The organism is Bacteroidales bacterium (genome assembly GCA_035299085.1).
Taxonomy (GTDB): domain Bacteria; phylum Bacteroidota; class Bacteroidia; order Bacteroidales; family UBA10428; genus UBA5072.
This window is the reverse complement of sequence record DATGXG010000001.1, coordinates 15,544-27,656: the sequence shown is the minus strand read 5'-3', so window position 1 is coordinate 27,656 and position 12,113 is coordinate 15,544. Positions and strand designations below refer to the sequence as shown.

Here is a 12,113-nt window from a genome sequence, read left to right as displayed (position 1 = left end):
CGGCCAGGCCTTACCCGTCACCGGCGGCCAGGAGATGTTGAGATAGGTAAAACAGGCCGTCATTGCGAACCCGATTCCTGCGGGTGAAGCAATCTGCCAGCACAGGAATTTCGCCAAACTTAGAGACATTAAAATGAAAACAAAAGCAGTTCGCATCTACGGTAAAAACGACTTACGACTCGAAGAATTCGACCTTCCCCCGATAAAAGATGATGAAATCCTGGCGCATGTGATATGCGACAGCCTGTGTATGTCGAGTTACAAAGCCACCAAACAGGGTGCTGATCATAAGCGGATACCGGACGATGTGCACCTGAATCCCACCATAATAGGCCATGAATTCAGCGGAATCATTCTTGAAGCCGGCAAAAAATGGGAATCACGGTATATACCCGGCATGAAGTTTTCTATTCAGCCTGCCCTCAATTACCCGGGAGGTCCCGTTGGCATACTGAGCGCTCCAGGCTATTCCTACAGATACATTGGAGGTGATGCCACCCATGTTATTATTCCCAATGAGGTGATGGAAAACAATTGCCTTCTGCCCTATTCCGGGAAAGGCTTTTATCCTGCTGCCCTTGCCGAGCCGCTTTCCTGCGTTATCGGTGCCATTCATGCCAACTATCATACAAAACCGGGATCCTATGTTCACCAGATGGAAATTGCAGAGGGCGGAAACATGGCGCTGCTGGCAGGTGCAGGTCCTATGGGCCTTGCAGCCATTAATTATGTGGTTAACCGCAGGGACCGCAATCCGGGTCTGCTTGTGGTTACCGATATCGATGATCAGCGGCTCAGAAGAGCTTCTGAACTATTCCAAACCAAAACAATTGAAGGCAAGGGAATAAAACTGGTTTATATCAATACGGCAACTATATCCGATCCGGTGAAAGAACTCAGAAAACTCACCGGTGATAAAGGCTTTGATGATGTTTTTGTTTTTGCGCCGGTTCCTTCAGTTATAGAGCAGGGCGACAGCATACTGGCGTTTGACGGTTGCCTTAACTTTTTTGCCGGTCCTTCCGATCCCGGCTTCAGGGCTCCTTTTAACTTTTACAATGTGCATTACAGCTTCACGCACATTGTAGGTACAAGCGGTGGAAATAACACCGATATGCTTGAAGCACTGCAGATGATGTCGGAAGGACTCGATCCGGCGGGATTGGTAACGCATATCGGCGGATTGGATGCTGTAATAGAAACAACAAAGCATTTACCTGAAATCCCGGGAGGTAAAAAGCTGATGTATACAAATATATCTTTACCGCTCACTGCCATTGCCGATTTTGCTGAAAAGGGCAGAACAAATCCCCTGTTTGCAAGCCTGGCAGAAATAACCGCAAAAAACAACGGCCTCTGGAGTACAGAGGCCGAGGAGGTTTTACTTACAATGTCACGATGAGTGTTTTGTATTCAATATTCAGTATTCAGTATTCGGTGTTCGGTATTCGGTACCGATTACTGATTATGATTACTGATTACTGATTACCTTCCCCTCACGGTTTCGCAAAAATCGCCGGGTCAACCGGGTTATTCAGCTCGATCTTTGTGAAATTGGCTGTGAGGAAAAATTGTCCGCCATAATTTACTTCAACGGTTGAAGGTGAGGCATAGCCATTATCAAGCTTCTTGTAGTTAGAAAAATTTGTGGCAATATCCATGGATTGACCCATCATTTCAGCCCGGTTGATCGTTTTAATAAGGTACCAGGTGTCCGGATCAAAGAAATAGGAAGTCACCGAATTATCGGGAGCGGTAACATCAATTTTCCATGCGTTAACATTGACTACGGTTTCCTGTCCTGCCAGGTCAATCTTATATCCCTTCGAAGCATAATCTGTGGTGAAAAGTCCGCCGGCATAAATATCATTCCTTGAAGGAAGATACTGTGCATCGGCCATTTTTTCTGCATTGTAGCTGCCGCTCATCGGGTTGATCTGCCAACCCATGGAATCGGTAACACACATAACAACCTGCGTGCCCATCACGTCAATCTCCTGTTTATAACCTTTTCCGTTCAGAAGAGTTGTTTTGTAAGAACCCTTATTGCCCATGGCATCCATCGTGCCTTCCATATAAACCGAATTCAATTGGGTAAGCAGTTCTTTACCACCTATTGCTTTAATATAGTTGGCAATGATTTCATCGGCTGTCTGGGCAGTTGCAAATGATATGCTGAGAACCGATGTAATAGCGAAAAGAAGAACATGTAATTTTTTCATAAGTAATTGAAGTTTAAGGAATGGATGAAATTATTAAAAATACTTTAATAGACAATCACAAAACAAGAGACTATTTTTTTATTGCCAGTTCAAGTGCTTTATTCATGGCAGCCTGAAGCTTACCGGCATCCTTACCGCCTGCATTGGCGTAGAACGGTTGTCCGCCGCCTCCGCCGTTGAATTCTTTGGCAGCGGTTCGCACAATTTCTCCGGCATTCAGATTCTGTTCCTTAAAAAGTTTATCCGAAACAGCCACGGCAAGGAACGGTTTTCCGCCTGTGATGGCACCGATAACGAGAACAAGGTTTTCAATTTCGTTTTTCAGCATAAACGCTACATCTTTGATGACAGCAGGATCATTAACCGGTTCTGCAGCTATCGCGCTTATAAGTGAAATGCCGTTTTCAACCCTGATATGGTGTTTAAGCGATTCTTTGAAAGCAAGGGCTGATTGCTGCAGAAATTTTTCAACCTGTTTCTGCAGAGTTGCCTTTTCCTCAATGATGCCTGTAATAGTTTTGACGGCATCCTGGGGATTGTTCAACAGTTGTTCGATAGTCCGGAATTTATTCTCAAGATCGCGGTACCAGTTTTCAGCTTTTTCTCCTGTAATGGCTTCAATACGCCGGATACCCGCTGCAATTGAACTCTCGGAAATAATTTTAAACAGGCCGATAGTTCCGGTTGAATCCACGTGTGTACCCCCGCAAAGTTCGATTGAATCATCAAACTGCACTACCCTCACCCGGTCGCCATATTTCTCACCAAAAAGAGCCATGGCTCCCATTTTTTTAGCCTGTTCCATGGGAACTTCAACATGAATATCACCCCTTATATTCTGACGGATCTTATCATTCACAATGGATTCAACCCTCGACAGTTCTTCCTGTGTCATCTTCTGGAAATGGGAAAAGTCGAATCTCAGGTAATCTGCATTTACCAGCGAGCCTTTTTGTTCCACGTGTTTGCCAAGAACCTGCCTCAATGCGTAATGCAATAAGTGAGTGGCAGAGTGATTCCTGGCGGTATTGCTTCTTGTTTTATCAGTAACCACAGCTTCAAATACAGTGGATGTATCGGCCGGAAGCTTATCAACAACATGAATGACAAGGCCATGTTCCCTGAATGTATTTTTAATCTTAATCTTCTCATCACCATCGTCAATGTAGCCCGTATCGCCCACCTGTCCGCCACTTTCGGCATAGAAAGGAGTCTGGTTGAACACGAGATGATAAAATGATTTATCCTTCTGGCTGACCTTTCTGAAGCGGCTTATTTTCACCTCTGCTCTTAATTTATCATAGCCGATGAAATCAGTCTGGTCATTTCCGGGTCTTACGATGATCCAGTCGGCCGATTCCACTGCGGCGGCAGCTTTGGAACGGTTGCGCTGCTGAGCCATCTCTGCTTCGAATTCCTGACGGTTCACTGTAAGTCCGTTTTCCTTCAGGATCAACTCAGTCAGATCAAGCGGGAAACCATATGTATCGTATAATTCAAATGCAATTTTTCCGTTTAATTCGGTTTCGCCCTTTTTCATGGAAGCAATGCACTCTTTAAGCCGTTTATCGCCGCTTTCAAGAGTATGTAAAAACGATTGCTCTTCTTCGAAAATCACTTTCTCAACAAGTTGCCTTTGCTGTTCCAGTTCAGGGAAAGCGTTACCCATAGCCTGTATCAGGGCCGGCACCAGTTTAAAAATAACCGGTTTATTTTGTCCCAGGAATGTATAATTATACCTTACGGCACGGCGGAGGATCCTGCGGATCACATAACCTGCCCGTGCATTGGATGGTAATTGTCCGTCGGCAATGGCAAACGATACAGCCCTCAGATGATCGGCCACCACACGCATCGCAATATCGGTCTTTTCTCTGCTGCCATAGGGAATGCCTGTTAAATGTGCAATTTCAGTGATGATAGGCTGGAAAACATCTGTATCGTAATTCGAGGTTTTTCCCTGCAACACCATGCATAACCGTTCGAAACCCATACCGGTGTCGACATGCTTGTTGGGCAGAGGCTCAAGTTCCCCGCTGGCCTTGCGGTTATACTGGATAAATACAAGATTCCAGATTTCAATGACCTTCGGGTTTCCTTTGTTCACAAGTTCTTTCCCATTTAGTGCAGAGCGTTCATTTTCTGTTCTCAGATCCACATGGATCTCGGAACAGGGGCCGCAAGGGCCGGTGTCGCCCATTTCCCAGAAATTATCCTTCTTGTTTCCGTTTATAATCCGGTCTTCATCAATCCATTGTTTCCAAAAATCATAGGCTTCCTTATCGCGTTCAAGGTTTTCTGAACTATCGCCTTCAAATATTGTAACGTATATGCGCTGTTTGTCGATCTTCATTACCTCAGTAAGGAATTCCCATCCCCAGGCAATGGCCTCTTTCTTGAAATAATCGCCAAACGACCAGTTACCAAGCATTTCGAACATGGTATGATGATAACCGTCGTGCCCTACTTCCTCAAGGTCATTATGCTTCCCGGATACCCTCAGACATTTTTGGGTATCAGCGATACGCTTGAATTTAACCGGAGCGTTACCCAGGAAAATATCCTTAAACTGGTTCATACCGGCGTTTGTAAACATCAGCGTGGGGTCATTTTTTATAACCATGGGTGCAGAGCTGACTATCTCGTGTCCCTTTTCGCGGAAGAAATCAAGAAATTTTTGACGAACGACTACAGAATTCATGTAAATACTTTAATAATTTTGATAAATGAATGACCGGTTCAACCAGATCCCCTTGAAATTTGATTTGCAAAATTAGTTTTTTTCCTATAGATTTGTTGTTAACGTACCTTATCATGAACTAATCATTCACAAGTTTTTGATTTTCAGGAAGAAGAAATATTATTTCAATCCGGTAACTTTGACCTATGAAGAAATAAAAATTACCCGGAGTCGGAAAATTACGGCTCTTGCCGGGTTCTTTATTCTTGTTCTGCTCCTTACTTTTTCATCAGGTTATGTGCTGAATCATTTCTTCGGATCAACCGAATCTATATTTCTTCAAAAGCAAGTAAATCAGCTTACTATGGAAATGCGGGGGTTACTGCATAAAGGTCAGAAGCTGAAAACTACGCTGAATGAGAATGTGATTGAAAAGGACAACCGCTACAGGATAATCCTGCAGTTGGATACGTTACCTTCAACAGTGACAGGTGCCGGCACAGGAGGCTCTGCTTCCAGGGGCCAGTTAGTCAGGCAAAATGACATCAGCTACCAGGTAAACTCAGTAATAAACTCTCTTACAACACAGCTTCAGATTGAATCGGGTTCTTTCCGCCAGTTGTACGAAAAAGCAATGGAATACTCGGAAGGACAAACCCACCTGCCTGCCATACAACCCATCGATAAAAATGATCTTACAATGATCGGATCGCACTTCGGCGAACGCGAAGACCCGTTCTTTATGACCGTAAGGACTCATTACGGGGTTGATTTTGTTGCCCCGCAAGGGACAAATGTGTATGCGACAGGTGACGGATTTGTAACTTTTATAGAGCATTCTCGTACAGGTTATGGAAACGAGATTGTGTTAGACCATAAGTTTGGATTTGGAACGCGTTATGCACATTTGCAGACAGTTAAAGTAAAAGTAGGTGAAAAAATCAGCAGGGGCCAAATCATCGGAACAGTGGGTCAAACAGGAAGGGCGACAGGACCGCATTTACATTATGAAGTTTTATACCAGAACCGACCGGTGAACCCATCCTTTTATTTCGATACCAGTTTAACACATGAAGAGTTTGCGCAGATCATTAAAAAGGCAAAGACTAACGACAACTTGACTTACTAAATACTTTCAGCGATGGGTAAAGTAAAGTATAAATTCAATCCCGATTCACTAAGTTATTACATGGTGAAATCATCTGTGAAGCAGAAGACCATTCGGGTATTAGGCATGCTATTCGGTTTTTTGGTAATTATGCTTAGCGGCTATCTCTCGTTCTCCTGGATTATTGATTCCCCGAAAGAAAAGGGATTAAAAAGGCAGATCAGTGAAATGAACCTGAATATAGAACTGTTCAATAAGCAGCTTGATAATATTGAATCCGTACTGGGAGACATGCAGCAGCGTGATGATAATATCTACAGAACCATTTTCGAAGCTGAGCCTGTTAACCATTCGGTAAGGGAGGCAGGTTTCGGCGGTACAAACCGGTATAAAAATCTCGAGAAGCTGAATAATGCGCAGATGGCAATCCGCACGGCCAAGCGCCTGGATATTCTTAGCCGGAAAGTGCTTGTACAGTCGAAATCCTACGATGAACTGATGGAAATGGCTAAAAGCAAGGAAAAAATGCTTGCCTGCATGCCCAACATCCAGCCGATATCAAATAAAAACCTCGAGCGTACGGCTTCAGGATGGGGTTACAGGATTCACCCGATATATAAGATCAAGAAGTTCCATTACGGCATAGATTTTACTGCCTCTGTAGGAACTGAAATTTATGCAACGGGTGACGGTGTAATTGAGAAAGTGGAATCCTCAGCACGTGGTTATGGTAATTCAATTGTGATCGATCATGGTTATGGAATGAAAACGCTGTACGGTCACATGGACCATTTCAACGTAAAACAGGGACAGAAAATAAAGAGGGGCGAAGTAATTGGCTTTGTAGGAAACACAGGATTATCAACCGCTCCGCATTTGCATTATGAAGTAATTCACAACAATGATAAGGTAAATCCTATGAATTACTTCTTCAATGACCTTACTGCAAACGAATACGACCAGATGATCGAACTCTCGATGAGGCCCGGCCAGTCGTTTGATTAATGGTGACTGTAAAAGCCCGTCATTGCGAGGAGCTTGAGAGATCATTCGGTTTATAAAGAAATAACTGCGACGAAGCAATCTGCCCGCACAGGCACACCCTTACAAAGTGCATAAACTACTTTTTGTAAAGGTCTTCCTGTGCGGGCAGATTGCTTCGTCGCTTTACATACTGCTATAATCTAAGGTATCGGCATGCTCCTCGCAATGACGAGCTTTTGGCCGCATCCAGTATCGTTTAAACCATTAGTTTAATCACAATTATTTTTATATCTTAGTTTGTTTAATTTATCACCTATGCCTTACAAAGAAAAGAAAGTAGAAAAGCTATATTATTCCATTGGGGAAGTGGCTGATATGTTTAGTGTGAACACATCGCTCATTCGCTTTTGGGAGAAGGAATTTGATGTGATCAAGCCCAAAAAGAATAAAAAAGGAAACCGCTTTTTTACAATCCAGGATATCGAGAACATCAAGCTTATCTATCATCTTGTAAAAGAAAGAGGCATGACATTAAGCGGCGCCAAAAAGAAACTCAAGGATAACCGCGAAGACACCAATAATAATTTTGAAGTGGTTAAAACCCTGACCCAGATAAAGGAAATGTTGTTGGAAATTAAGGAGGGACTGTGAACTGGATACGGGATACCGGATGCTGGATACCGGATGGTCTGAAAAAGCTCGTCATTGCGAGCACCGGTTCCTACGGTGCGAAGCAATCTGCCCGAACAGGAAGGACCTTCCAAAGTGAGATTTTTCGCATATTGTCCTGGCCAGGTATTGCCTGTTCGGGCAGATTGCTTCGTCGACTCTATTATCCTTTTATAATCATAAATTTATCAAGCTCCTCGCAATGACGCACCTCTCCTCCATCATCCATCACCTCGAATCCTTCGCTCCCCTGGCCTACCAGGAGTCGTATGACAATTCGGGATTGGTAGTGGGGGATCCGGGAGATGAAATTACCGGCGCCCTGCTTTGTGTAGATGTAACGATGCCCGTAATTGAAGAAGCCGTTAAAGAAGGCCTTAACCTCATTATATCCCACCACCCGGTAATTTTCAGTCCCCTTAAGCAACTCACCGGTAAAGACACAACCCAGAAAATTATCCTGGAAGCAGTACGTAACCGCATTGCCATTTATTGCGCCCACACAAACATGGATAATGTGGATGAAGGGGTGAACAGGATCATATGCGACAAACTGGGTTTGATTAATACAGCCATACTTCAGCCTCAGAAAAATATACTTTACAAACTGGTTACCTATGTGCCCCTATCCCATGCTGATGCCTTAAGGAATGCCCTCTTCGAAGCCGGGGCAGGTCACATCGGCAATTATGACATGTGTAGTTTCAATGCTGAGGGCAAAGGAACATTCAGGGCTGGTGAAGGAGCGGATCCCTATTCAGGGGAAATCGGAAGACTTCATTTTGAAGATGAAGTCAGAATGGAGACCATTTTTCCCTTGCATCACAAAAATGCAGTTGTTAAAGCCCTTGTTAAGGCTCATCCTTATGAGGAAGTGGCTTATGATATTTATTCGCTTGAAAACAGTTTTAACCGGGTCGGGTCAGGCATGACAGGTGAACTTGCCGAACCGGTTTCAGAATCGGTTATGCTGAACCGTATAAAAGACACATTCAAATGCACGATGGTCAGGCATAGCCGCCTCCTCGACAAACCGGTAAAGAAACTTGCGGTTTGCGGCGGCAGTGGTTCTTTCCTGATCCCTGCAGCCATTGCATCGGGTGCTCAATTATTTGTAACTGGTGAAATTAAGTATCACCAATTTTTTGAAGCAGAAGACAAAATAGTGGTTGCTGATACAGGTCACTATGAAAGTGAGCAATTTACTATTGAAATTTTTTATGAAATTCTTAAAAAAAATTTACCTACTTTTGCAGTCCGATTTTCACGCATTAATACCAGTCCTATTTATTATTTATAAGGTAGTATGGCAGAAGTTAAAAAACCCGCAACAGATGTTGCAGAACTTACTATTGAAGAGAAGCTCAGGGCTCTGTACAAGCTTCAGTTAATCAACTCAGAAATCGACAAAATCAGGACACTCAGGGGCGAATTGCCTCTCGAGGTGCAGGATCTGGAAGATGAGATTGCCGGTCTGGAAACTCGTATTGAAAAACTCCAGGAAGAAATAAAAAGTATAGAATCCGCTATCAGCGGTAAGAGAAATGATATGGCCAATTCAAAGGGTCTTATCAAGAAATACGAAGAACAGCAGAACAATGTAAGAAACAACAGGGAATTCGATTCTTTATCAAAGGAAATTGAATACCAGACTCTTGAAATAGAATTAAGCGAAAAGAGGATTAAAGAATTCACAGCCCAGGCAAAGGAAAAGGCTGAATACATCGAGGAATCAAGGAAGGTTCTGGATGAGCGCAAAAATGATCTGAACCTTAAAAAAGGTGAACTCGAAGAAATTACATCCGATACCCAAAAAGAGGAAGAGAACCTGTTAAAGAAAAGGCAGGAGTACGAACAGATTATTGAGGAACGACTTCTTACAGCTTATAAGAAGATCAGGAAGAATGCACGCAACGGACTCGCCGTTGTTTCGGTTGAAAGGGATGCCTGCGGTGGTTGTTTTAACCAGATACCTCCTCAGCGTCAGCTCGATATACGTTCAAGAAAAAAAATCATTGTTTGTGAGTATTGCGGACGTATCCTTGTTGACGTCGATCTCGTAGAAGAAGAAAAATAAATTCTTCTCATATAACAATTTTGCTATCTTTGAGGATAGCTAAATGCTGATTATGGTAAAAAGGATTACTTCGGCGGCTGTCCTTTTATTAATGTTGCTTCCGTTATCAGGTCAACAATGGAAGCTTAAAAGGGTAGAAGGCATATTCGGAATCGGGACTACAAATGTTTACAGTGATCTTGGCGGTGCGCCAAACGCAACAAGCCTTTTATTTATAAAAGATATCACTTTCAAGAGTACACGCCCCTCGGTGTATCTTGGTGCAAGGTATCGTGTCAACCCCAGGTCATCCGTAAAAGCCATCGTTGTTTATGGCTACAGCAAAACATCAGATTACGCAGGATCAAGAAACGAATTGCGGGGATTCACTTCGGTGACTGACCTTGTTGAAATCGCCGGCCATTATGAATATTACCTTTTACCTGAATTTCGTTTCATGAGATCAGCCGCTATGTTTAACAGGCGTGGCATGATCAACGATTATTCCCGCATTGGCTTTTATGTGTTCAGCGGAATTGGGGCTACCATGTACTGGCCACATCTTGAAATGGAGCCACGCGAAGGAGACAAGTATAAGAATAACTTCGGTATCACTGCATCTGTTCCATTTGGTGCCGGTTTAAAAGTAATCATAAGCGATAAGTGGATGTTCGGTTATGAAATCGGGTACAGGCAATCCGCTTCCGATTTCCTCGATGGTTTCAAATCACCATGGTCAAAGCACTGGGACAGTTACTGGATATCCAGTTTTAACCTGGTTTACCGGATTCCAACATCAAGAAGGGGAATCCCTATTTTCCTCGATCCTACTTGGAGAAGGGCCAGATTCTAAGCCTGTTTCGTCTTCTGTATTTTTCTGTTTTTTTAAGATTATTTGTGATTTTAAGCGCTAAAATTCTATTACTTTGCGTTTAATTCCAACAAACCTTTTTATTCATGGTGAAGCGCTTAAGATTGGATATTATTTTACTTGCCCTTGCTATGCCTTTTTCAGCAATGGCTCAACGCGAAGCGAATATCGGGGTATTTGGCGGAACTTCTTACTATATGGGTGATATCAACCCGAATCGTCATTTTTATCGCCCGGCTCCTTCGTTCGGATTTTTATACCGGTATAACTTCAATGCCCGGTATGCCCTGCGTTTGAACGTATTTCAAGTTAACCTTTCAGGAAACGATCTTGATTTTCCCAAACGGTTAAATCCTGACAGGCCTTCAAATCCGGCTAGTTTCAGCACTTCCCTGCTCGATATGTCAGTGCAGGGGGAGTTTAATTTTTTGTCGTTTACACCTAATTTCGGCAAATGGAATTACACTCCTTATCTATTCGCCGGAGCTGGTGGAGGCCTGGTGATCAGTTCAAACACCAATGCATCAAATACACTAGCCATTCCTTTCGGAATAGGTGCTAAAATTAATCTTACATCACGCCTGAGCGCAGGAGCCGAATGGGGATTCCGGAAAACCTTCAGCGACCGCATTGACGGCGTTCAGAATCCGTCAGGTCAGCAATCATGGATTCACAATAATGACTGGTATTCTATTATGGGTATTTTTATTACCTATAAGTTTTTTAATTTTGCGGCTGATTGCCCGGCATACCGATAATAAAAATGAATTATAAAGAAAGCATAAATAAAGACAGACTTCCCAGACATGTTGCCATCATTATGGATGGCAATGGCAGATGGGCTGAAAAAAGAGGTAATCAAAGAGTGTTTGGTCACAGGAATGCCGTTGAGGCTGTCAGGGATACTGTTGAAGCTTCGGCTGAACTGGGAATTAATTATCTCACGCTTTATGCTTTTTCAACCGAGAACTGGAAACGGCCAAAAAATGAAGTGGACGCCCTGATGTCCCTTCTGGTCACAACAATTGATGCCGAAACCAAGACCCTGATTGATAATAATATTAAACTGCATACGATAGGTAACACTGCTGTTTTACCCGAGAATGTCAAAAAACAGTTGCAGGGTGCTATAGATGTTACAGCAGGAAACACCGGGCTGAACCTGGTCATCGCGCTAAGTTACGGCTCAAGATGGGAAATAACGAATGCAGTCCGAAAATTATCCGCTGATATCCAATCAGGTAAGGTTAATGCCGAGAGCATTAATGAATCAATATTTGAGAAGTACCTCGATACAGCCGGATTTCCTGATCCCGAACTGGTAATCCGAACCAGCGGTGAATACAGGATAAGCAATTTTCTTTTGTGGCAAATTGCCTACAGTGAGTTTTATTTCACTCCGACATTATGGCCCGATTTCCGAAGGGAACACCTGTATGAAGCAATCCTAAATTTCCAAAACCGGGAAAGACGTTTCGGGAAAACTGCCGATCAGATTAAAAATATCAAAGTAAACAGCTAGT

Annotated in this window: 11 protein-coding genes; 9 read left to right on the top strand and 2 right to left on the bottom strand. The window is 43.2% G+C overall.

What is annotated here, in order from left to right:
* The first annotated feature begins 133 nt into the window (after positions 1-133).
* Positions 134-1,402 (top strand): zinc-binding dehydrogenase, encoded by a 1,269-nt coding sequence (locus tag VK179_00115; protein ID HLO57121.1) that lies wholly within the window; start codon positions 134-136, stop codon positions 1,400-1,402.
* A 94-nt stretch (positions 1,403-1,496) separates the two neighbouring features.
* Here the strand turns inward: VK179_00115 and VK179_00110 are convergent, their stop codons facing one another.
* Positions 1,497-2,222, bottom strand: a complete 726-nt coding sequence (locus tag VK179_00110; GenBank protein ID HLO57120.1) for a hypothetical protein — start codon at positions 2,220-2,222, stop codon at positions 1,497-1,499.
* Positions 2,223-2,292: 70 nt separating this feature from the next.
* A complete protein-coding gene (gene alaS / locus VK179_00105) occupies positions 2,293-4,923 on the bottom strand; it encodes an alanine--tRNA ligase (protein HLO57119.1) in 2,631 nt (876 codons plus the stop codon).
* Positions 4,924-5,059: 136 nt separating this feature from the next.
* Here alaS and VK179_00100 point away from each other — a divergent pair, with 136 nt between their 5' ends.
* From VK179_00100 to VK179_00065, 8 genes are all read left to right on the top strand, one after another.
* Entirely contained in the window at positions 5,060-6,031 is a 972-nt protein-coding gene (locus VK179_00100) for a M23 family metallopeptidase (GenBank protein ID HLO57118.1), read from the top strand.
* 12 nt (positions 6,032-6,043) lie between these two features.
* A complete protein-coding gene (locus VK179_00095; GenBank protein ID HLO57117.1) occupies positions 6,044-7,015 on the top strand; it encodes a M23 family metallopeptidase in 972 nt (323 codons plus the stop codon).
* A gap of 294 nt (positions 7,016-7,309) precedes the next feature.
* Positions 7,310-7,645, top strand: coding sequence for a MerR family transcriptional regulator (locus VK179_00090; GenBank protein ID HLO57116.1), 336 nt, complete (start codon positions 7,310-7,312; stop codon positions 7,643-7,645).
* A gap of 220 nt (positions 7,646-7,865) precedes the next feature.
* Entirely contained in the window at positions 7,866-8,963 is a 1,098-nt protein-coding gene (locus tag VK179_00085; protein ID HLO57115.1) for a Nif3-like dinuclear metal center hexameric protein, read from the top strand.
* A 6-nt stretch (positions 8,964-8,969) separates the two neighbouring features.
* Complete coding sequence (locus VK179_00080; protein HLO57114.1) at positions 8,970-9,740, top strand: C4-type zinc ribbon domain-containing protein; 771 nt, start codon at positions 8,970-8,972, stop codon at positions 9,738-9,740.
* Positions 9,741-9,792: 52 nt separating this feature from the next.
* Positions 9,793-10,572 (top strand): outer membrane beta-barrel protein, encoded by a 780-nt coding sequence (locus VK179_00075; protein ID HLO57113.1) that lies wholly within the window; start codon positions 9,793-9,795, stop codon positions 10,570-10,572.
* Between the two features lie 104 nt (positions 10,573-10,676).
* The gene (locus VK179_00070) at positions 10,677-11,348 is read left to right on the top strand and encodes a DUF6089 family protein (GenBank protein HLO57112.1); all 672 of its coding nucleotides are present in this window, start codon (positions 10,677-10,679) and stop codon (positions 11,346-11,348) included.
* A 5-nt stretch (positions 11,349-11,353) separates the two neighbouring features.
* Positions 11,354-12,112, top strand: a complete 759-nt coding sequence (locus VK179_00065) for an isoprenyl transferase (protein ID HLO57111.1) — start codon at positions 11,354-11,356, stop codon at positions 12,110-12,112.
* Position 12,113 lies beyond the last annotated feature (1 nt).